This is a genomic window from Gordonia sp. NPDC003425, assembly GCF_053588635.1.
The window spans coordinates 1-21,180 of sequence record NZ_JBSFQI010000025.1 but is presented as its reverse complement, the minus strand read 5'-3'; the positions used below and the strand labels follow the sequence as shown (position 1 = coordinate 21,180).

Annotated in this window: 21 protein-coding genes; 17 read left to right on the top strand and 4 right to left on the bottom strand. The window is 61.9% G+C overall.

All coding sequences use genetic code 11. The features are described from left to right. The first annotated feature begins 78 nt into the window (after positions 1-78). The 4 genes from ACWDTD_RS20025 to ACWDTD_RS20010 all read left to right on the top strand — a co-directional run bounded on the left by ACWDTD_RS20025 (position 79) and on the right by ACWDTD_RS20010 (position 2,697). Positions 79-420 (top strand): ATP-binding protein, encoded by a 342-nt coding sequence (locus ACWDTD_RS20025; RefSeq protein WP_449748885.1) that lies wholly within the window; start codon positions 79-81, stop codon positions 418-420. Between the two features lie 132 nt (positions 421-552). Then, positions 553-1,647, top strand: a complete 1,095-nt coding sequence (locus ACWDTD_RS20020) for a sensor histidine kinase (protein WP_449748884.1) — start codon at positions 553-555, stop codon at positions 1,645-1,647. Beyond that, positions 1,635-2,177, top strand: coding sequence for a hypothetical protein (locus ACWDTD_RS20015; RefSeq protein ID WP_449748883.1), 543 nt, complete (start codon positions 1,635-1,637; stop codon positions 2,175-2,177). Before ACWDTD_RS20020 ends, ACWDTD_RS20015 begins: the two co-directional genes overlap by 13 nt. Further along, positions 2,143-2,697 (top strand): hypothetical protein, encoded by a 555-nt coding sequence (locus tag ACWDTD_RS20010; RefSeq protein ID WP_449748882.1) that lies wholly within the window; start codon positions 2,143-2,145, stop codon positions 2,695-2,697. The genes ACWDTD_RS20015 and ACWDTD_RS20010 overlap by 35 nt, the downstream gene beginning before the upstream one ends. 15 nt (positions 2,698-2,712) lie before the next feature. Here the strand turns inward: ACWDTD_RS20010 and ACWDTD_RS20005 are convergent, their stop codons facing one another. Further along, positions 2,713-3,375, bottom strand: coding sequence for a YdcF family protein (locus ACWDTD_RS20005; protein ID WP_449748881.1), 663 nt, complete (start codon positions 3,373-3,375; stop codon positions 2,713-2,715). Positions 3,376-3,863: 488 nt separating this feature from the next. Between ACWDTD_RS20005 and ACWDTD_RS20000 the strand changes: the two genes are divergently transcribed. The 5 genes from ACWDTD_RS20000 to ACWDTD_RS19980 are packed head-to-tail and all read left to right on the top strand — an operon-like array spanning position 3,864 to position 9,273. Then, a complete protein-coding gene (locus ACWDTD_RS20000) occupies positions 3,864-5,363 on the top strand; it encodes a sugar transferase (protein WP_449748880.1) in 1,500 nt (499 codons plus the stop codon). A gap of 58 nt (positions 5,364-5,421) precedes the next feature. Then, complete coding sequence (gene gmd / locus ACWDTD_RS19995) at positions 5,422-6,444, top strand: GDP-mannose 4,6-dehydratase (protein ID WP_449748879.1); 1,023 nt, start codon at positions 5,422-5,424, stop codon at positions 6,442-6,444. A 2-nt stretch (positions 6,445-6,446) separates the two neighbouring features. Beyond that, positions 6,447-7,412 carry a GDP-L-fucose synthase family protein gene (locus tag ACWDTD_RS19990; protein ID WP_449748878.1) on the top strand — a complete coding sequence of 322 codons (966 nt, stop codon included), beginning with the start codon at positions 6,447-6,449 and terminating at the stop codon, positions 7,410-7,412. Further along, positions 7,409-8,017, top strand: coding sequence for a putative colanic acid biosynthesis acetyltransferase (locus tag ACWDTD_RS19985; protein WP_449748877.1), 609 nt, complete (start codon positions 7,409-7,411; stop codon positions 8,015-8,017). Before ACWDTD_RS19990 ends, ACWDTD_RS19985 begins: the two co-directional genes overlap by 4 nt. Beyond that, a complete protein-coding gene (locus tag ACWDTD_RS19980) occupies positions 8,014-9,273 on the top strand; it encodes a glycosyltransferase family 4 protein (protein ID WP_449748876.1) in 1,260 nt (419 codons plus the stop codon). The genes ACWDTD_RS19985 and ACWDTD_RS19980 overlap by 4 nt, the downstream gene beginning before the upstream one ends. An 11-nt stretch (positions 9,274-9,284) precedes the next feature. On the opposite strand, the gene ACWDTD_RS19975 is transcribed toward ACWDTD_RS19980, so the two are convergent. Then, on the bottom strand, positions 9,285-10,631 hold the full coding sequence (locus ACWDTD_RS19975; protein ID WP_449748875.1) for an O-antigen ligase family protein: 1,347 nt from the start codon (positions 10,629-10,631) through the stop codon (positions 9,285-9,287). Between the two features lie 247 nt (positions 10,632-10,878). Here ACWDTD_RS19975 and ACWDTD_RS19970 point away from each other — a divergent pair, with 247 nt between their 5' ends. Continuing rightward, positions 10,879-12,180, top strand: a complete 1,302-nt coding sequence (locus ACWDTD_RS19970) for a YveK family protein (RefSeq protein ID WP_449748874.1) — start codon at positions 10,879-10,881, stop codon at positions 12,178-12,180. Further along, positions 12,177-13,319, top strand: coding sequence for a glycosyltransferase (locus tag ACWDTD_RS19965; RefSeq protein ID WP_449748873.1), 1,143 nt, complete (start codon positions 12,177-12,179; stop codon positions 13,317-13,319). The genes ACWDTD_RS19970 and ACWDTD_RS19965 overlap by 4 nt, the downstream gene beginning before the upstream one ends. Here the strand turns inward: ACWDTD_RS19965 and ACWDTD_RS19960 are convergent. Continuing rightward, complete coding sequence (locus tag ACWDTD_RS19960) at positions 13,303-14,163, bottom strand: glycoside hydrolase family 16 protein (RefSeq protein ID WP_449748872.1); 861 nt, start codon at positions 14,161-14,163, stop codon at positions 13,303-13,305. The two genes, ACWDTD_RS19965 and ACWDTD_RS19960, sit on opposite strands and share 17 nt — an antisense overlap. A gap of 358 nt (positions 14,164-14,521) precedes the next feature. Between ACWDTD_RS19960 and ACWDTD_RS19955 the strand changes: the two genes are divergently transcribed. The 6 genes from ACWDTD_RS19955 (at position 14,522) to ACWDTD_RS19930 (ending at position 20,649) form a co-directional block, all read left to right on the top strand. Next, on the top strand, positions 14,522-15,298 hold the full coding sequence (locus ACWDTD_RS19955) for an acyltransferase (protein ID WP_449748871.1): 777 nt from the start codon (positions 14,522-14,524) through the stop codon (positions 15,296-15,298). Positions 15,299-15,441: 143 nt separating this feature from the next. Further along, positions 15,442-16,056, top strand: coding sequence for a hypothetical protein (locus tag ACWDTD_RS19950; RefSeq protein ID WP_449748870.1), 615 nt, complete (start codon positions 15,442-15,444; stop codon positions 16,054-16,056). Positions 16,057-16,101: 45 nt separating this feature from the next. Continuing rightward, the gene (locus ACWDTD_RS19945) at positions 16,102-17,211 is read left to right on the top strand and encodes a glycosyl hydrolase family 28-related protein (protein WP_449748869.1); all 1,110 of its coding nucleotides are present in this window, start codon (positions 16,102-16,104) and stop codon (positions 17,209-17,211) included. A 129-nt stretch (positions 17,212-17,340) separates the two neighbouring features. Then, positions 17,341-18,012 (top strand): SGNH/GDSL hydrolase family protein, encoded by a 672-nt coding sequence (locus ACWDTD_RS19940; protein ID WP_449748868.1) that lies wholly within the window; start codon positions 17,341-17,343, stop codon positions 18,010-18,012. Between the two features lie 87 nt (positions 18,013-18,099). After that, positions 18,100-19,350: a hypothetical protein gene (locus ACWDTD_RS19935; protein WP_449748867.1), complete on the top strand. Its 1,251-nt coding sequence runs from the start codon at positions 18,100-18,102 to the stop codon at positions 19,348-19,350. A gap of 153 nt (positions 19,351-19,503) precedes the next feature. Beyond that, on the top strand, positions 19,504-20,649 hold the full coding sequence (locus ACWDTD_RS19930; RefSeq protein WP_449748866.1) for a hypothetical protein: 1,146 nt from the start codon (positions 19,504-19,506) through the stop codon (positions 20,647-20,649). 77 nt (positions 20,650-20,726) lie between these two features. Here the strand turns inward: ACWDTD_RS19930 and ACWDTD_RS19925 are convergent, their stop codons facing one another. After that, a complete protein-coding gene (locus ACWDTD_RS19925) occupies positions 20,727-21,047 on the bottom strand; it encodes a hypothetical protein (RefSeq protein WP_449748865.1) in 321 nt (106 codons plus the stop codon). Positions 21,048-21,180: the final 133 nt, after the last annotated feature.

Below are 21,180 nucleotides of genomic sequence, written 5' to 3'. Positions count from 1 at the left end.
CGGCTTCCGCAACCTCAACCACTACATCTTGCGGTCACTCATCCACTCCGGCCAACTCGCAGAACGACTGCATGCACTCTGAATCCGGAAGAGCCAGCAAACCGGCTACCCCGGCAACTCGCGAACCTCATGCGCCCATCACTGCTGGTCATAGACGAGGTCGGATACCTCGCCCTCGACCGCGACGAAGCCAACATGTTCTTCCAACTGATCAGCCGCAGATACGAGAAAGGCTCCACGATCATCACCAGCAACAAGCACTTCACCGAATGGGGAACCGTCCTCGGCGACGACGTCCTGGCCACCGCCATCCTCGACCGACTCCTGCACCACTGCGACGTCCTGGCCATCAACGGACCCAGCTACCGACTCAAAGACCGGCAAGGACTTGTCACACCCAACGACACACCTGCATCATGAAAACGCCGGACACCGACACATCAGGTCGTACACAGACCGACACATGAGGTCGTCCACCGATAGCAAGCGCAGAAACTGATTCCCGACGACGAGTCGGCCGAACGTCGTATCCGGAGAATCCTCGCGACGTTCGTGGGTATCGGCTACCTGGTCTACGGCATCATGTGCCTCTCACTCATCGTCGCGTCCGTACCGACCGTGGCCACATGGTGGCTCGCGGTTGCCGTGCCCGCGACCGTCGGCACCGGAGTGCTCCTGATCCCGGTGGGATTGCGTGGGACCATGCGGCAGATACAGATCACCGCAGCAGTTGCGGTGATCAGCTACCTCGTTGCGATCGCGCTGTGGTGGCCCGCCCGGACGGGTGACTACCTCGATACCAAACAGGCCGTCTGGATCGCCCAGTTCGCCGGGCTGCCCGCCATCGCCGCAGTGATCGCCTTCAGTACCGTGGCCGGGTTCGTGGCGCTCGCCGTTCTGATTGTCGGTACCAACCTGATCGACCATGCCGCCCATGCGCCGGGCGTCACCGGATCGCTGATCGGTCACATCGCCTGGGGCTATGCGTTCTCGATGGTGTTCGTCGGCACCGCAGGCATGGGCATCAGGGCAGCAAGGCTTTTCGACGACACCAGGACCGAGACTTTCGAAAAGGCCGTGCTGGCGGCTGCCGTTCGGGCGCGCGCCGACGAGCGCAGCAGGTTCGACGCCTTCACCCACGACAGCGTGATGTCGACCCTTCTCGTCGCCGCGCGTCGCGGGTCGTCACCGGAGTTGGCCGACGACGCGCGAAGTGCGCTGTCCACCATCGCGACTCCGGCAAGTGCCGTCGACGATGACCGGGTTGATCTCGCGGGCCTGCTCGATGAGCTGCATACGGCTGCGGGCATGGACCTCACGTCGGACGCCGACGTGCGCAGCGCCGATCTGACCTTCCCAAGGATTCTGGTCGGAGCGCTGTGCGGAGCTACCGCGGAGGCTGTCCGCAACAGTCGTCGACATGGCGGAACCCTTGTTCCCGTGGAGATTTCGGTAGAAGCCACGGCGGCATCGCTGTCCGTCACCATTCGTGACAGCGGTCCGGGGTTCGATCCGGATCGCGTGGACCCGAGCCGGCTCGGAATCGCACTGAGTATCCGGGACCGTATGGAACGCGCTGGTGGATGGGCGACGGTGTCCTCGTCGCCGGGACATGGCACGACGGTGATGCTCGGATGGCACGAGTAGGGTCGCGCGGCGTCGAGGATCGCGCACAGGACATTCTCGACCTCATCGGAACACGAAGCCACTGGGCATGGTTGGTGACAGTGGCCTACGTCGTGGCGATGTTCGCGGTTGTCGCCACCACGACAGGCCAACCCACCCGTCCCTGGCCGCCGGTCGTTGCTGCCGTGCTGCTCTCGCTCGCGGCCGTCGCCGTGATCTGGGTACCGGGTGATCCGTTGCCGCTGATGGTCACATGTGGGCTCGCGGTCGCGTGTCCGCTGGCCTGCTTCCTGGTCCTGATGGTCACCCCGGAAGCCGCTGCCGGGTCGATCCTTGCAGGTTGGGCGCACGGCGGACCGGTCGCGGTGTACTGCTTCATGACGGTGCGCGGGCGGTACGTCGCGGCGTGGGCGAGCCTGCTCGTCACATCGGTGGTGGTGGTTCGCTGGGGCGTGAGTGTCGGCCTGTCACTGCCGGTCTCGATCAGTCTCCTTCACCGACGTAGCACCGCTGGTGATGGCAGTGTTCTTCGCGTACGCCGTCCGGCGTGACCTGCTCGCCGTCTTCGGCCTGCGCAAGGAGTCGGCACATCGGATCGGGGCAATCTCCGCCGACATCGCTGCCGCCGATGAACGTGCCCGCCAGATGCGAACACTCGACCGGCTGGCTCATCCGCTGCTGGAGCGAATCACGGAGCGGGAGAGCTTATCCCACGCCGAACGCATGGAGTGCGCCCTCCTCGAGGCGCACCTCCGCGACCGCATCAGGGCGCGTCTGATGTGCGAGCTCGGCCTCGACGACGTGGTCGACCGCGCACGACGCCGCGGCGTCGAGGTGGTGCTGCTCGACGACTCCACGAGCTGGGTCGATGCCGACACCGACGCCGCGTCCGTTCCGGCCATCGAGATACTCCTCGACGCTGCGACGGCGACGCTCGACGAAGCGTCGGACGGTCAGGTGTTCGTCCGCGTCGCCGCTCCCGGTCGCGAGATCGCCGGCTCGGTACTGCACCGCAGATCCGACGGGTCGACGGTCCGGATCGAGGTAATGCCGGATGGTGGCGTCTCTTAGGTGGGTTAGTCAGACTCACGCATCGCAGCCGAGGACGGCTGCCTTCGTCAATCCGCCGTACTGATAGGCGAATTGAAAGCCCCAGTACTCGATAGACTTGGGATAATCCCTGGGAACACTCCGCATCACGACATCGCCGGAGAAACACTGGCCGAAGATGTATCGGGCTCGCACCATGTGAAAGCGCCAGCTGATCACGATGACCGAATGCCAGTTACGTTTTCGTGCAAGCTGTTCCACGTACATCGCTTCACCACGCGTGGTCGACGGATCTGGTGCGAAGCAGATGACCTCGACGGTGGACGTGCTTGATCCACACACCCGCTGCATCAGCGAGTTCGCCGCTTGGGTGTTGTACTGTTCGCCGAGATAGGGATTGGACACGACGACGGTTCGCGCGTACCCCTCCCGCGCCAACGTCAGGCCATAATCCTCTCGCCCGTCGTGTTCGCCACCGAGTACGACGATCGCATCGACGTGACGCAATGAGTCCTGATGTTCGCGATAGAAGAGCTGATAACCCAGGCCCCAGTAGGTTGCCACGATCAGGACCAAAACCAGAACCACGGAAATCAGGATGCGGCGCCACCGACGGCGCCGGCGGGTCCGTCCGGCCCCGGCACCCGAGCTATCGGCGGCACCGATGTCAGGAGTCTCCACGGATGGGCCGTCTGCCATGAGGTCGATTGTTCCAGCAGGGCGTCCCGCCCGAGACGTGAGCAGATGGGGCGTTCACCACAGCCGTCGGCGACAAGACCCGCAAACAACATTCTGCGTACGCGTTGTCTTGGACATCACTGGTTAAGGTACGCGAGGGCAACGCCGTGACTTGCGACTAGTTGTAGGTTAATTATGGCATGTGTCACTTTATTCGGATATTTGAGTGTGGGGAGGAATGACTTGTAGTCTGATCGATCCACTCTGCCATTTCGAGTTGCGGGGGGTGGCAGGTCGCCATATCCTCATTTACAGCGATCGAAGATGATCACTCGCGCAATGGAATTGATTGAGTCAGCGTGAAGAATTCAACAATTTGATTGCATGGCCCGGTTTGATTGAAGGTCCCTCGGACTGGCCTCAGAATAAGAGGCAATTCCAATGACGTCGGGAATCCCGGGAATTAATTCCACCGATTGTAGTCTTTGGGGGGCACAGTGGCAGTCCCGATGGGTCGCGGTGACACCACCGTTCGGCGGTTGGCCTACCGCCGCGCCCGCGCCGTTCCGCGCAGTCCGCATGACTGGCAGCGCCGACTGGCCCACAAGCTCGAGATCTCGGACCTTGCCGTTATCGCGCTGAGTATCGCACTGGCGCAGTCGGTCAGGTTCGGTACCAGCTTCCTCTACCCCGTCGGTCAACTCGATTCGTCGGTGGTGGCGGCGTCGCTTGCCATGGCCGTGGCATGGTGGCTTTGCCTCAGGGTGGCACAGTCCTACGACCGTCGCGTCTTGGGGAGCGGTGTCGCGGAGTTCACACGGGTCGTTCGGGGTTGTTTCATCTTTTTCGGGGGGTATGCAGTTGCCGCTCTTCTCCTGAACATCTCTATCGCGCGTGGCTTTCTCGCGGTCGCGATTCCGCTGGGCACTCTGGGCCTTCTGCTCGAACGGAAGTTGTGGCGGCAGTGGCTCAAACGATCACGCGCCAAGGGCAAGAACCTTCACGAGGTCCTGGTCGTCGGCGGCAAGTCCTCATCGGCTCATCTGGTCCGTCGCCTGCGCAAGCATCCCGAGTTGGGATTCAACGTGTCCGGGATCTGTACACCCACCGGCCCTCGCGGTGGCTGGGTGGAAACCGACAGCGCCCTTGACGACGTCGACATTCCGGTGGTAGGCGTGTTCGAGAACATCCGGGACGCGGTGGAATCTTCCCGAGCTACGGTGGTCGCGGTCACCTCCGCCGATGCCCTCGGTCCGGCCGCCATGCGAGAACTGTCGTGGGAGCTCGAGGGCATGAACGTCGGTCTGCTGGTGGCGCCGGCGCTGCTCGATGTCGCCGGACCGCGTTTGCTTGTCAGCCCGCAGGGGGGACTACCGCTCCTCCACGTCGACAAGCCGAGGTACGAGGGAGCGACGCGCGTACTTCGGCACGCGTTCGACAAGTCGGTCGCCCTGGTCGCGCTGGTCATGTTGATGCCGGTTCTGCTCGCATGTGCTATCGCGATCAAGCTGGACACCAGGGGGCCGGTCTTCTATCGGGGTGAACGAGTCGGGTTGAACAACAATCCGTTCCGGATGTGGAAGTTTCGATCGATGGTCGCAGATGCCGATCAGCTGCGAACCCAGCTTGCCGCGGTGGACGAGGGCAACGGGGTCTTGTTCAAAATGCGCGAAGATCCGCGCGTGACCCGGGTGGGTCGCATCCTTCGCCGCTACAGCCTTGACGAACTCCCCCAGCTGCTCAATGTGCTCGACGGGAGTATGAGCCTGGTGGGTCCGCGTCCGCCGCTGCGGGAAGAGGTCGAGACCTACGATCACATCGTCATTCGCCGCATGCTGGTGCGACCGGGAATGACCGGCTTGTGGCAGGTGTCCGGCCGGAGCGACCTCTCGTGGGAGGAAACGGTACAGCTGGATCTGTCCTACGTCGAAAACTGGTCGCTTCTAGGTGATCTCGTGATCCTGTGGCGAACGGCCAAGGCAGTGCTCTCCAAGGATGGTGCGTATTAGCACCACAGTCCATGTGCCGGTCGGCACCCCCTCGTCAGTTCGTCATGAAGGAGCAAATGTGAAGCGAGCCCTCATCACCGGGATCACGGGCCAGGACGGGTCATACTTGGCAGAATTGCTGCTGTCCAAGGGTTACGAGGTCCACGGACTCATTCGGCGATCGTCGACGTTCAACACCACTCGAATCGATCACCTCTATGCGGACCCCCACGAATCGGGGGTTCGTCTATTCCTGCACTATGGCGATCTCAGTGACGGTGCACGTTTGGTGACTCTGCTGAGCACGATAGAGCCCGACGAGGTGTACAACCTTGCGGCACAGTCGCATGTGCGGGTCAGCTTCGACGAGCCTGAGCACACTGCCGATACCACAGGTATCGGCAGTGTCCGGTTGCTCGAGGCAGTCCGGTTGGCCGGCATACACTGCCGCTACTACCAGGCCTCGAGCTCGGAGATGTTCGGCGCCTCGCCACCACCTCAGAACGAGGACACGGTGTTCTATCCTCGGTCCCCGTATGGTGCCGCCAAGGTGTATTCCTACTGGATAACCAGAAACTATCGCGAGGCCTACGACCTATTCGCGGTCAACGGAATCCTGTTCAATCACGAATCCCCACGCCGCGGAGAGACGTTCGTGACGCGTAAGATCACGCGTGCGGTCGCCCGGATCAAGGCAGGTCTCGAACAGCATGTGTACATGGGAAACCTCGACGCCATTCGTGACTGGGGCTACGCACCGGAGTACGTCGAGGGAATGTGGCGAATGCTGCAGGCCGACGAACCCGCCGACTATGTGCTCGCGACCGGAGTGCCGTGCACCGTCCGTGAGTTCCTCCAAACCGCATTCGAACATGCGGATCTGGACTGGCAGGAGCATGTTCGGTTCGACGAGCGCTACTTGCGCCCGACCGAGGTCGATGCACTGATCGGCGACCCCAGTACCGCCGAGTCGCGGTTGGGATGGAAGGCGTCAGTGGCCCCAGACGAATTGGCGCGGATCATGGTGGACGCTGATATTGCCGCTCTCGAATGTGCCGGCAAGCCGTGGATCGACACACCCGCGTTGCCCGCGTGGAGCTGACCATGAGCGAACTCGTGCCGGCGCCACTCGATCGATCATCCCGCGTCTTCATCGCCGGGCATCGGGGCCTGGCCGGGTCCGCCTTGTGGCGGGCCTTCGCGGGGGCTGGGTTCGGAGATCTGATCGGACGCAGCCACTCTGAACTCGACCTGCGCGACCGCGACGCCACGTTCGCGTTCTTCCGTGACGCTCGTCCGGACGTAGTTGTCCTCGCCGCCGCGAAGGTGGGGGGCATCATGGCGAACAGCACGCGTCCGGTCGACTTCTTGTCCGACAACTTGCGGATTCAGGTCAACGTGCTCGACGCGGCGCTCGAGTACCAGGTTCCCCGGCTGCTGTTTCTCGGGTCATCCTGCATTTACCCGAAGTTCGCTCCCCAGCCGATCCCCGAGGATGCGTTGCTGACCGGGCTCCTCGAGCCCACCAACGATGCCTACGCCATCGCGAAGATCGCAGGCATACTGCAGATCCAGTCGGTGCGCAAACAGTATGGACTGTCCTGGATTTCGGCTATGCCCACGAATCTGTACGGGCCGGGGGACAACTTCTCGCCGACCGGGTCCCATGTTCTCCCTGCGCTCATCCGCCGCTATGACGAGGCCCGGTCAGCGGGGCAGCAAGCGGTCACCAACTGGGGCTCTGGCACACCGCGCCGAGAGTTTCTGCACGTCGACGACATGGCCGACGCGTGCCTGCATCTTCTCGAGCACTACGACGGCCCGACTCAGGTCAATGTGGGCACGGGCGTGGACCACACCATCCGCGAGATCGCGCACATGGTCGCGGATGCGGTTGGGTATACAGGTGAAACGCTCTGGGACACAACCAAACCAGACGGCACTCCTCGCAAACTCCTCGACGTCGGCACGTTGACGACCAGCGGATGGCGACCGCAGATCCCGTTGGCGGAGGGTATCGCGGATACGGTTACCTGGTACCGGGCCAACCTGGCGGGACTGCGGTCATGACCGGTGTGGTTGAGGGTTCGGGCGCTGCAGAGGCGTTGGCGGAAGGCGACCAGGTGGTCGACGTGAACCACCGATCGTGGTCGCTGAGGGACTTCACCGGCCGTGGCTATGACAAGGGCAGGCCGTTCTCAATCCAGGCGCTGTGGATGCTCATCCGATCGCCACTGTCTCGATGGTGGGTGCCCAACCGAGTCCGCATCGGTGTGCTGCGTGCGTTCGGCGCCAGGATCGGGAAGGGAACGCTGATCCGGCACGATGTGCGGATCCACTGGCCGTGGAAGCTCGAGATCGGCGATGACACCTGGATCGGCGAACGTGCCTGGATTCTCAACCTCGAGCCGGTGATCATCGGCTCGAACACTTGTATATCGCAGGATGTGTTGCTGTGCACGGGAAGTCACGATCGCAAATCTTCGTCGTTCGAGTTCGACAATGGGGCCATCGTCGTGGACGACTCGGTTTGGGTGGCGATCCGTGCCACCGTGCTACGCGGCGTGACGCTCGGTGAGGGAGCCGTGATCGGCGCCACCGCTCTTGTCGCAAGGGATGTGCCACCGGGCGGTGTCGTCCTGGCCCCGTTGGCTACGGAAAGGGTGGATCAGTGAGAATCCTGATCATCGGCATCAACTATGCGCCCGAGGTAACCGGAATTGCGCCGTACACAACGCAATTGGCCGAGGGTCTGGTCGAGCGCGGACATCACGTGACGGTCTTCACCGGCATGCCGCATTATCCCGAATGGAAGGTCGCCGCTGCCTACGAGGGTCGGTCGGAGGCGTGGGAACACATTCGGGGAGTCCGTATCCGGCGTTTCTCGCATCACGTGTCGGCCGGCGGCACGCTAGCCGGGCGTACGCGACTCGAGGTGAGCTTCGGGCGACGTGCCGTGAGCGCGCACTGGGGAAACCCAGATCTCGTGATCACGGTGACCCCTCCACTCATGGCTTCGGCAATGATCGTTGCCAGAGCGCGTTCGCAGCGGATACCGGTGGGAACCATCGTCCAGGATCTCTACGGCCGCGGCGTGGAGGAAACCGGTCGGGGAGGAGCTCTCGCGAAGGGTGCCTTGGCTTTCGAATCGGCGGTACTCCGTGGCGCCGATGGCGTCTCGGTCATTCATCGTCAGTTTCGGGACTCGGTGATCGACATGGGTGTGCGGCCCGATGGAGTCAGCGTGAATCGAAACTGGTCACATCTGCAGGAACCTGCTATGCGATCGAAAGACGAGGTCGCTTCGATCCGGCATAGCCACGGATGGGGCGACGACGAATGCGTCGTGCTGCACACCGGTAACATGGGCCTCAAGCAGGGTTTGCACTCTGTGGTCGAAGCCGCTCAGCACGCCGACGCTGTCGGCAAGCCCCTCAGATTCGTTCTCGTCGGCAACGGCAATCAGCGTGCCGCGCTCGAAGCCGCAAGTGTCGGAACCGAGCGGCTGCAGTTCATCGATCCGCTGCCCGACGCCGAGTACTCCGACGTCCTTGCCGCCGCCGACATGCTCCTGGTCAACGAGCTTCCGGGACTGCGCGGGATGGCCGTACCGAGCAAGCTCACCACGTACTTTGCTGCCGGTCGCCCGGTCTTGGCCGCCGTGGCGGGCGACGGGGTCAGCGCAGACGAGGTGCGTTCCTCAGGGGCGGGGGTGGTGGTCGCTCCCGGTGAACCGCAACAGCTGGTCACCGAGGCCTTGGCGTTGGCGGACGACCCACAACGCTGCGAGATGCTCGCGGTGCAGGGCCCGATCTACGCGAACCGGGAGCTCGGCCAGAAGGCCGGTATCGATGCCTACGAGCAGTGGTGTACCGGGCTGGTGGCGAAGAATGTGGTCAGGGACGGAGCTGTCGGGCGTTCTGTTGCGTAAGGGAGAACACTTCAAACTTTGGTGACTCTCGTGCCTGGATTCAAGGGCTGCCGAGTTCGATTGCCGCCCCGGACAAGCGCCGCGATCTGCTTGTTGCGCTGCGTGGAAGCCAGCCCTGCAATACACGCCACAGTGTAGTAAAGGTAACGGTCGGTGATCGGGTTCTCAACCATTCCGAGTATCAACCAGCAGCACACAGAGATTGCCAGGAATGGCGCCAGGGCCACTCCGCTGCGCGTGAGTTTCCACCCATCCGATAGGCAGCCGAGCCAGAACGAAATCATACCGGCCAGCAATACCAATCCCCCGGCGGAAATAATCTGCAGATATATGTTGTGGGCGTCAGCGATGTGTTTGATACCAATTCCGGCAAACGGGTGTTGGAAGAAATCATTCAACCCTTGATCAGCCAGTTCGGTGCGTTGGGTATCGCTGCCAACAGCTCCAACATTGTCGTCACCGAATCGGAACAGGTCACTCACCGCCGAATCGGGAAGTACGAAGGCCAGCAACAGTCCGCCTGCTACCGCGCTGGCAAACGCGGCAACTGCGAACCCTTTGGCCACCGCAGCGCGGCGAGTTCTGGGCTGGACCAGAATCGAGGCAATCACCACAGGTATGAAGAGCGCCTGAGCGCCGCGCGACCCCGACACAGCAATACCGCCGGCGAGGATGGCTAGAGCGACTGCGGCCAGATACTGTTTGGATCGACTGTTCGAACCCAAGAGGTAGCTCGCGATGGGAATGGACACAATTGCGACGAACGCGAGGGTGTTCGGGTGAGCGGTGAGCCCAGTCTGCCTGAGCGTGATGTTGGTGTACCCAAACGAGCCTGAAATCGCCGTAAGGCCAGACAGATCGGAGAGTGCGACGATGCTGGACACGCAAGATCCGGCGAGGTAACTGATTGCGACCCACTCGGGAACCCGCGTATCGATCGCCGAGCAAGCGACGACACACAGCGGAATTGCCAGAACCGCGAGCAGCCAGATCGCGATCTTCGTGTGATCGCCCGGAACGCCCTCAGGGAGTGAATATCGATCGGCGAAATAATAGTCCGGAATTGGTGCAATGGTTCGCGTCAGCCCGCAGATCAGCAAGGTCAGTGTCGGAGTCCATACCCACCACGGAACGTGATATCGCAACCCGCCGAAAACGGTCATCAATCCCACTGATCCGACAGCTAGGAGCAAGAAGATGTCAGCGATCTGAATCACACTGACATGCATAACACCCCACGTCGTAGAGAATGCGGCACAAATCAGTGCCAGGATCGCTCCGCGAGAACAGACCGTGGTCATGTCGACGAACTGGGTGAATCCTAGCGTGCTCCGGCGGTGCGATACCTGGATTGCCACGGTGACACCCTCTCTGAGCATGCATGTCGTCTTGAGGCCTTGGTGCCTCGACTTCCAAGTGGCTATGGTCTCACGAGATCGACGACGGAGCGCGACAAAGAATCAATAGATGTGCGCGCGGCAAGCTATGACTTGGGTCGCATTCGCAACGGTTGCGGCTCGACTGGCGTGGCGTAGAATCCACCCCAGGCCCTGGCTGGCCATTAGGCGGAACACGACGTGTCAAGCTAACTAGGGGCCAATTCGAATGCGCAGCTTTTCAGCACGGGATGCTATCTCGACGATTCTTCGTTCATGGCTGGTCATCCTCGCGGTGACCGCCGTCGCCGCGGTGTCGGCGCTGGTGTACTGCAACGCACAGACCCCGAAATACCAGGCAAGTGCAACGGTTTACGCCAGTTCGGGCAGTCGTGAGATTCCTTCGAGCACGTACGACACGAGCAAAGGGTCGCAGGAGCGCGCTGCCTCCTATGCGAAGCTCGTGTACTCAGATGCCGTATTGGAGCCTGCCAGAACCGCGGCTGGGCTCGATCTGTCCATCGGAGACATGCGGTCCGCCGTCAGTGCCAGTGTCGTTCCTGCGACGGCTGTGCTGACCATCTCGGCAACGGCGACGAGCCCGGACGATGCGGTTCGGATCGTGAATGCCGTTTCCGATTCACTTTCGGACGCAGTCGCGCGGGTCGAGGTGCCACAGGGTGGCGCGTTGGCGACGACGCGACTGATCTTGATGACGCCGGCCACCGCAAATTCATCTCCGGTCTATCCAAAGACACTGATCACAGTAGTGATAGCTGCCGTCATCGGCTTGATCGTCGGGATCCTCATCGCGTTGACGGCGGAGCTCTTCAACCGCAGGGTTCGGGATGGCGGAGATGTCGAGGCGCTCACCGGTAGTCCGCCGGTGGCCGAACTTGCGGTGGCGCGCTCGGGCCGTGGAGCTGATCTCCATTCGGGATCGCTGGATACGCTCATTGCTACAGTCGTGCGCGAGCGCCGCGAGGCGGATACGCAACGCGTGCTCGTGGCCGCGCTGACAGAGCGGGGTTCGGTCCAAGTGGGCGTGGTCGCGGCCGGCCTTGCCGAGGAGCTGGTGACCGGGGGAGCGAAGGTGGCGTTGCTGGGATCTGAGGATATACCGACCGATCTATGGCAGAGACTCGCAACCAGCCTGACCGCGCCCAGGAGCGTAGGTGCTGTGATCGAGCAGCGGTCGGCAGACGCCGATTTCGTCATCATCGAGGGTTCAGCACTGGTGCCCGGTACGGGCGCAAGCCCTGTGGCTGAACTGAGTGCACTGGTCGACGTCTTCGTGGTGTTGGTCACCGCGAGGGCAGCGAAGTCCGGTGATCTGGCCGAGGTCGCAAGACTTCTTGCTGCCGCCGGGGCTGATCGGGTCCATTACATCCTCGCCCGGCGCACCCGGAAGGTGCCCGCAGACGATGACGAGGAGACCACGTCGAGCACCACCGCGGAATGGAACGAAGAGGAAGAGGCGGTTGCCGGCAGCTCGGGGCGCCATACCTCGCGAGCTGGTTCCGGACGGTGAGGATACTGCACGTCGTTTCTGTTGCTGCGAAGGACGGATCTTATGGTGGCCCAACAAGAGTCGCCCTCAATCAGACGGCCGAGTTGCTCCGCATCGGTCACTCGGTGAGTTTGGCTGCGACGTCGGAAGGTCTTGGTGTGGGAGATGCGGAGATCGACGGAGTTCCATCACGTCTGGCCCGGCGTCGCGCCGTGCCGAGGACGGGATATGCGGGCACCTTCTCGGTGCCACTGCTTCTGTGGCTCTTGCGTAACATGCGCGGCTACAACGTAATTCACATTCACCTGTCCCGCGATCTAGTCACATTCCCTGCTACTGTGATCGCGTTGATGGTACGAGTTCCAGTGATAATCCAATGTCACGGCATGGTCGTCCGGAAGGATTCCCGGCTCATTCGGATGTTCGACCGCGTAGCTACTGCGCCGTTGCTGGCCCGCGGACGAATGGTCTACTGCCTGAACGCTGATGAAGAAGCGCAAATTCGTGAGATTGCTCCGCTGGCGACAACCAGTGTGCTTCCGAATGGAGTACCGGATACCGACATCGTCCGCGATTCCACACATGAGTGGCCGGAGGTGCTGTTCCTCGCACGACTCCATCCTCGCAAGCGTCCTGACCTCTTCGCGCGGGCCGCGGTCCTGCTGCTGCGGGACGGGGTGAACGCACGGTTCAGCATCGTCGGACCGGACGAGGGGGCCGCGACGGCTGTCGACCAGATAGTCGAGGAGTTCGCCGACGCTACAGGAAACCCTGAAGCAGTCCTGTCGCGCGAGCCGGCGACGTCGGCCTCGGAAGTGCTTGAGAGGCTGGCCCGCGCCAACGTCTACGTGTTGCCCGCGGAGGCTGAGCCGTTCGGAATGTCCGTGGTCGAGGCGAGTTCTGTCGGCGTTCCGGTAATCGTTATGCGCGACTGCGGACTCGCTGACTTCGTGGAGAGAGTCGGATGTGGTGTTGTCGTCGACAATGCGCGGCCGGAGGCGTTGGCCGCGGCAATTCGGGTCCTGTTATGCGACCCCGCGTTGGCCGCTGAAATGGGACAACGAGGACGGGAGGGTGTCCGGAAGGAGTTCTCGATGTCCACCATCGCGGCTGAGTTGGCAGATTGCTATGGTTCGGTGGCCGTCACGTCGTCGTCGTGACGCGCACCCAGTCGACAAGCATGTCAACCGGTAGTTCAGACGAGATCGGAGCCTCGCCAGTCGGTCCGCCGACTGTCATCTGAAGTTTGATGAACAGCGGGTTGTCATTCGAGAACGGCCAGTACGGCAGCGAATTGGTCGGCACGGTGAAGTACGGGGCCTTGCCCTGAGTGTAGTCGACCCAGAACCGGAAACCTGTGGTATCCCATACCATTCGCCAGGTGTGCCATCCGCCGTCGACGCTGAGCCTCTTCTGAGCCTGAAATGTCCGCGACACGAGCGGCACCGGCACCGGTGTATGAACTGTGGAACCCGCGAGCGACGTCCCGTATAGCTCGATGATGTCGGCTTCGCCGCACTGTGGCCATTCGCCAACTGAGCCCATCGTCCAGAAACTCGGCCAGCAGCCTTTCGACGGGTCGAATTTGATCCTGGCCTCCCAAGCCGTATTGATCCCTGCCGAGAAGAGCGTCTTTGTGCTCAACGAAGCCGACTGATATTTGGCCGATGGGAACCACGATGGTGGATCCGTGCAGCGAGCAGCCCGGAGCACGAGGTTGGAGTTTCCATCCAGGAAGGACGTCGCACGATCGTCGGTGTAGATTGCAGGAGGCGAATACCCGGTGGAGCCCAACTTGTGTGACCACCGTGATGCATTGGGGGCCGAACCCGCGGCACCGGTGAAATCGTCGAAGAACAGGGTAGTGGCCGCGTTCGCGGTCCCTGCGGGCGAACCACCCACTGCCGCAACACCAAGTGCCGCAGCGGATGCCGTGAAGAACTTCCGCCGGTCCATGCGCAAATAGCCGCGCCCCGACCCGGGCTCGGCGTGGTGATTTGACATGGAGTGAACCATATCGGAAACGACCACATTCGGCCGAGGGAAATGTGAGTCCGTCTCACATCGTGACCTGACCGACATCGAGACTCGAATCAGTCTCAAACGACGCGGTGTCGCGGACATGCCTCATCGCGAGATTCGCGGACGTTTGATGTTCACCCTGGTGTCCCCCGGTGTCCCCCGGATGGTGTGGTCGTGGCCCTGCGAGTTCGACACCGTGCGTGTGTAATCGGTCATATGGAGCTGTCCGCGAGGACGTCCCGCGCTATGTGCCATACCATTACAGCTCTGTTGACGTGCGCGATTGGATCGGTCTGCCCGTCGTCTTGCCGCGAGGCATTCAGAAAGGAATCGAACTCTGATGCGAGCATTGCTGGAACTGCTGTCGTGGATGCTCCCGGCATCTACGCGCAAGAACCACATCCTGCGGCTGCTCGGGCATTCGATTGCGCCGACCGCGAGGATCAGCCCGTGCCTAGTGCTCTCGCTCAAGCGAGCCGAGCTGGCGGATGGAGCCTTTATCGGCGCGTTCTCGACCATCCGCGGCCTTGCACTTCTCAAGATGGAAAAGGATGCCGGTGTCGGCTCATTCAACTGGATCTCGGCTCACCCGCTGTATCAGAAGCAACTCGACGGTGCGGGGACGCTGGCTATGCGTGAAGGGGCGGTCGTGACGAGCCGCCACTACATCGATTGCTCGGGAACTGTGGAACTGGGCTATATGACTGTCGTGGGCGGCCACCGGACCACGATCCTGACCCACGAAGCCGACATTCACGAACCAGTGCAGAATGTCGGGCGGGTGTCGCTGGGGGCGCGTTCGGGGCTGCTCACCAATTGCGTCGTTTTGGTTGGGGCGCATATTCCGCCGCTGTCGGTAGTCGCCGCGCAGTCAACGGTTTTGGCGAGCAGCACCGCGTCCGGGCGCCTGGGCATCTACGCGGGTACCCCCGCGCGCTGGATAGGCGAATTGGATGCGCGTCCCGGTACAACTCTTGGGCGCAAGGAGAGGGACATCTGGGAGGCGCGGCAGATCGAGCCGTTAGGGGTCAGCGATGACCCCGCGCTGGGAGATCCTGACGGTGAGATGAGCTTAGCTAGTCCAGCCGATCCGTCCACGGGAGAACCGTGGGCGTGACTGCGTCGAACGCGAGGGCCTGCGGTCGGTCGGCGATGGTGCGTCTAGTATTCCGGGCGAGCATTGTCGTACTCGTTTTGGCGGCAGCGGTCGGCTGTGGGCCGACTGCGCCAGAGACCACCGAGTCCGCTGGTGGAAAACGTGTGGAGATCGACTTCTCGACACTTCCGGATGGAGTCCCGCCGAAGACCTTCGGTCCGGGGCCTGCCATACAGTGGGGTACTCCGCCAGACAATCCAGGTTCACGCCTTCGTGTTGTCGACGGAATGCTCACGAATTCCCCGGAATCTACCGACGGGGTTGCCGGCTACTACACCACCTCGAACCTCGGGGCGTCCATCAAAGAGATCGGGGCCTATTGGAGTTTCTGGCCACGCAATGGCGGCGGTGACGATGGTGCGATGGCACTACTCGTGTCTCAGAACGGCAAAGGGCCGCCTCTTCCCGTGCATCTGGTGATCACACCTACGGAGTGGTGGTTTGGTGTGTGGCCGCCCGGCGAGAAGTCACGATTGGACGTCATCCGCCAAGGCAGGTTCGTCACGCCTCTCGCCGTCGACCGTACGGCGACGTTGTACACATCGGTCCGGTTAGGCGGTGAGCGGGCGCAGGTTTCACTGCCGGACGGTACATTCGAGACCATCCGCGACCGGCGCATCGCGAAATGGTCAGGCTCTTACGCCACGTTCGAGGTATTCGCCAAGAATGGGACGTCCGATCCAGCTGTCGGGTTTTCGAGGATTTGGGCCGTGGCGTAGGAGTGGGTGATTTCGATGCGGAGGAATCTACGAAGAATCTTGCTCGTGCTGTCGATTCCGATTCTTGCTGGCTGCGCTGAAGAGCCAGTTCCGCAAGGTTCGCCTGCGCTCGGCCCTACCGAGACAGTGACCGCAACCATGTCCTACCCGCGTCTCGCTCCGCAGGCGGCGGCCGACGTGACGAAATTCGGAGCCCAGGGGAACAACAGGAATGACGATACCGACGCGATACAGGCGGCGCTCGACGACGTGCCCGCGAGCGGCGGCATCGTCTTCTTCCCGGCGGGGCGATACAGAGTAAGCCGCGACCTCACCGCTCGAAACACCACCACCCTCATGGGTGTTCGGGGCCTGGACGGTTCTGGGTCGCGGATCGAGGTAGGGGGTAACGGGTCGGCCGCCCTCACATTGGAGGGCAACGCGTCGGTACTGGACAGTATCGAGGTCGGGTATGCCAGCACGGGCCGGGCAATCAATCGTATTGGAGTTCGGTTGCGTGGCTGGTTTTCTCAGGTTCGCTATTCACGCATCCGGGGCTTCGACGTCGGTCTGGAGGTGGGCGCCGGGTACTATTCCGTGCTCGACTCTTCGTTTCGAGAGTTCGGGACGGCGGGGATCCGGGTGAACATCCCGTCTACTCGCGGTGACGCCGGCGATGGATCGATCACGGGAAACACCATCGAACGAAACAAAGCCCGTGATCTCGGTGGCGCAGGTATCCGGTGGGAGTCCGGCGGCGGAATGAGATTGGTCAACAACAAGATCAATGGCGAGCGCTCAATGTCGGCAGGTGTCCTGATCCGACCGGTCTCTGGCGTCGAGACCGGCGTTCTTCTCATCAGCGACAACAGCATCGAGAACTTTCTGGGAAGTGGCGTCAGTGTGTCTGATGATGTGCGCGGAATCACGAATGGCGTCGTCATCGCGAACAACCAGATCGCAGGGCGTGTGGGTGGCCGTGCCTCGGTCGGTATCGAGGTCCACTCGGAACTGTCCGGGCTCGCGGTCACGGGAAACTCGATCATGTACGTCGACACGGGCATCGCCCTCAACCTCGTACGGACTGGGACCGTCGCAGGCAACGTACTGAGTGATATTGCCGATACCGACTTGGCTATCGGTGGTGACGTCGGCGATATCAAGATACCTTCTTGAGCAAGAGTAGTCGATACTCAGGGGGTCTACGTGCCCAGCCGGTCTCGCGAAGAGGGTTGAATTGTGGCAAAGTCTAGATTTCGTTCATATGCTATCTCTGGGATAGCAGGATTGGCTCTCATCACGGTGGTGGCACTGTCGGTCGTGTTAGCCGTTCGTGCTGACAAAGGCGTCGGACAGAACCTTGACTCCACTGCCTCACTACCCGCGCGCCAGATCGTAACCGGCTATATCATCGGCGACTCATACACGCAGGGAACCGATTTGGGTGGGGTCGGAGCGCGCAACTGGACGAACTTGGTCAAGCGAAAGTTACGCTCCGACAACGTCGAACTCCAGTTAGATGTTCTGGCCCCAGGCGGTTCCGGCTACTTGAGTAGGGGGCCACGCGACATCACTTTCGTCGAACTGGCTGAGCGTGTGACCCCCGATGCGCAGATCGTTATCCTGTTCGGCAGTCGCAATGATATCCCGATGGCCAGCGAAGTGGACTCTGCGGCCACCAAGGCTCTGGACGTGATCGGGAGGAAGGCGCCGTCAGCAGCGGTGATCGTGGTGGGGGCGCATTTCGCTGGTACTCCTGTCCCACCAGGAATCTCAAGCATCAATCGGCAGTTGCAAGCGGTGGCCATGAAGCATCAGGCGACGTTCGTGAATCCGGAGGGATGGGTGCAGGATCCTGAAGAGATCGGAACGGACAAGGTGCACCCCAACGATCTCGGTCATCTGGAGATCGCTGAGCGGATGGCTCCGATTCTGCTGACGGCGATCACCCCAGAACCAGCAGGAGCACCAGCATAGTGGTTAGCGCAGGAGGACTCACCGGACTAGCAATCGGCCAACCGTCTGGCCGCCTGTCGCATGGGTAGGTTGAGAGCGCTTTGGGGCGTGCTGGACCAGGCCTTTTCGAGTATCGGGAACGGGCTGATCCTCTTTGCGTTGGCCGTGGTCACATCAATCGACGAGTTCGGGCGTATTGCGCCTCTCTTCACCCTGGTGGCAGCCGCGATAGGCATCTTGCGAGGTGCGCTCGGCACCCCGCTGCTCCTGGAGGCGGGCAAGTCGGATAGTGAGATCAAGACATCTGGATCGCGTGCTGTCACTGCTGCGTTGTGTTTGAGCGTGCCACTCTCGATTGCGCTCATCCTCCTCGGGCTTGGTTCAGGGCTTGTCGGCGAGACCTTCTTGTTGGCCGTTGCGGCTCCCATCGTGTTGATGCAGGACATATGTCGATACGTCGCGATCACTCTGGGGCATCCCGAGTTTGCCACTGTGTGGGATGGAATTTGGTGCCTCGGCAGCCTTGTATTCCTGGTTCTCGCCTGGGGGCATCCAGCATGGCTCACCCCCTCATGGCTGGTCGCCGCGTGGGCGATGCTCGCGACGGTGGCGTTGATCGGACTGCTTGTGGGCCTGCGAATCAGGCCCTCAATTCGCGGTCTGATTCCATGGTTGCTCAACGGTGGAGGGCACCGCGTCAGGTATGCGGTGGACGCCGGGCTCGAACAGGTGACGGTTTTCGTCGTGCTTCTGTTGGTCGCCATCTTCCTCAGCAACGACGCGTCGGCGGCGATGCGGGGTGCGACCGCCCTATTGGCACCGCTCGCGATAGTTGCCAGTGCATTGCCGCTACTGATCATTCCGGAGTCGGCAAGGGCGCAGCGTTCACCAAGAGCGACATGGCGTGCACTGTCGGTTGTTGCAGCGGCCACGTCTGTGGTCGCGCTGTCCATGGGTGTCGCCTTCTACTTCCTGCCAGAGGCATGGGGGCGCCTCCTGTTGGGGGCATCCTATGAGGCGAGTCGGACCATTGTCCTGTTGATTGCCTTCCAGTACTCGGCGGTCGCGTGGAATACGGTCATAAGCGTGTACTTGAAATCGCAGAACCGCTCGGCTGAGGCGCTGGCCGTCAAGTGTTGCTCGGTCGCCACGACTCTTCTGACCGTGTCCGTTGCCGTCGGATACAGCGACGATGTCGTCGTCGTTGCTGCGGCATTTCTGTTGTCTCCCATACTGAGTGGAGCGGCGGCCCTGGGTTGGTTCAAGCCTTGGCGAGAGCCGCGATCAGCGGGGCGGCACAGACGTTTACCGACGATTCCGACAGCTCGAGCAATGGTCGACGCACGTGATCGGACGTGAGATCGCGATGCGAAGATCAGACAAGGGGAGGTGCCTGTCCTGAACCTGCCGAACCGGCGTCGGGTGCGGGCTCGACGTCACCGACCACCCAGCGCGTGGGCGAATGCGCGAACAGCGTCCATCGCGTGGCCGCTGGTGCTGCCGGATCCCGAGGTGGCCACGGACCTGATTCGTCGTGCTCTGGATTCGGTGACCGATTGGCCGTTTCTATCGGCCCTTTATCTGGACTGGGATGACCCGCTGGTGGTTGTCACAGACGTCGGAGATGTGTCGTTGGACGGGCTTGCCGCTCTGGCGCTTGACACCTCGAGAGACCTTGCACACATGAAGTCACTCGAGATACTGCGGGCACACAGAGGTTGTGTGATCGTGTTCTCTCACGAATCCGGCGATGCCTACGTCGCGTCGAACATTCGGCTCGAACTGTTGGCGGCTCTGGAGCTCGCCGATCGCCCGCAGAACCCGCTCACCGATGAGGTTACGTGGCGGGGCGCGAGTCTCGCCCTCGCGCGGTTGTGGAGCAGAAATCCGGGCTACGTGGTTGCCTCGTTTGACGTATTCCGGACGCGGATGGTTCGGGCCGTCGGTGCTCGGAGAACACCGAGATCGCAATCAGCTGTGCCTGCTGAGCAGCTATCCATCCCCGCCTGTTCACGCATTGCCGTGCGGCGCGCCGATGTCGGAGCGCTTGGTCCTCGTGCACGAACGAGCATGAGTATCGCGAGCGGAGTTGCTCAGCGTTTGAACACTGCAGGTTACTCCCCTCAGTGGTACATCATGGTCAGCTTGCGCCGATTTCTCGGCCGGTCCGTAGCTGCTCACGGCAACTATGTCGGTACCTTCGGAATCGGGAACACTGAACTCGCCGATCGCGACCAAGCTACGAGGATCAAGCGCCATCACGTCGATTCCGGTGCGGTGCTGATGTTCTTTGTTGTTCGGTCGGCTGTGTCTGCATTGCGCGGATGCGTCGGTTATGTTCTTGGCAGACGTGGGGTGAGTGCCGATGCTGCGTCCTTGCCGACGCCTGACTCCGGCGACTACGTGGTCACCTGGTCCGATGGTGGCGTTCGTTCCCGAACGCGTTTCGACTCGGTCAAGTGGGCGACCACCGAGACTGACTTGCACCCGATGATCTTCGTGGTGGTCACGTCGCCAAGTGGTCGCGTGAATGCTGTGACTTTGAGTTGGATTGGTGATAGTTGCTGTATCGCAGTCATTTCAGGTTCCGAAGCTATCGACGGAAACGAGTTGTCGTCCGCCATCGTCGCTGAAATCGAAGGTCGTGAGGGGATCTGAGCAACCCCGACGGTCTCGCTCGCCGGGGGTTCAACTATTGAGCTGCGGCCATTGGCGGACCCAGGACGGGCCACAATCTAGTACTTGCCCCGATCGGTAGGCTGGTCCCGTTCAGTGAGCTCGGGATTCACACTGGTCGCGGCCAAGCACACGCGACGGAAATCGACGATGGGATGCGCAGCGATGGGTTGGCGACGAATCACCACGTCATCGGCGGTGCTGCTCACAATGAGCCTTGGCGTCTTGGCCTGCGCAAATCCGCCCGTGGCCCGTGCGGCGAGTGAGTCGTTCGCGCCCAGCAGCCCGTGGCGTACGCCCATCGGTGCCGGAGCCGCGGTCGATCCCAACAGCGGGGCGATGATCAGCTGGGCCGCACGGCGAAATGCGATGAACGCCAACCTCGACCAGTACGGCATCCCGATCTATCAGGCCGGAGCGAGGAATGATCAAGACCTGTGGATCAGGGAGGGCGTGCCTTCCCGTAAATATGATCCTGGTAGTCACTTGATCAAGTCAGCGTTGCAGCGCTGG